The 514-nt window shown below is 64.0% G+C and carries 1 pseudogene; it reads right to left on the bottom strand.

Annotated features, from left to right (window positions below):
* Window positions 1-514 (bottom strand): annotated as a pseudogene (locus tag DM373_RS28450) (efflux RND transporter periplasmic adaptor subunit); the annotation flags it as partial.

Genomic DNA, 514 nt, shown 5'->3' with positions numbered 1-514 from the left:
AATGCCATTGATACGTGCCAGAGTTGCGCCAGGTGTCACGGTCATTCCTGGACGCAGATCCAGCGCCTGGATGACCCCGGCACTCGGCGCGACCAGTGTCACCTGGTTCTGCACCTTGCCGCTGCGTGCGACCCGGTCGACCAGTTCACCCGGCATACCGGCCAGCAGCAGGCGCTGGCGTGCTGCAGCTAGCAACTGCACATCACCCAAGTGGCGCAGCGCGAGAAACTCTTCCTGCAGACCAGCCCATTCCGGAGCCAGTACATCCGCCAGAGGCGCGCCTTTGGCCACCACATCCCCTGTGGCTCGGCCATAGGTGCGCTCGACGAAGCCTGCGGTGCGTGCCTGGAGTGCACTGAAATCCCGCTCATCGAAGGCCAGTACGCCGCTGACCTGCAGGCTGCGCTGCAGCCGGCCACGGCTCACCGTCGCTAGGCGTACCCCAAGGTTCTGTTGTACGCCTTGGCTGATTTGCACCGTTGGCTGCACGGGATCTGTGCCTTCTTCGGCGTAT

This window comes from Pseudomonas sichuanensis (genome assembly GCF_003231305.1).
Taxonomy (GTDB): domain Bacteria; phylum Pseudomonadota; class Gammaproteobacteria; order Pseudomonadales; family Pseudomonadaceae; genus Aquipseudomonas; species Aquipseudomonas sichuanensis.
Note: the sequence above shows the minus strand (reverse complement) of the source record. Positions and strands in the feature narration are given on the sequence as shown.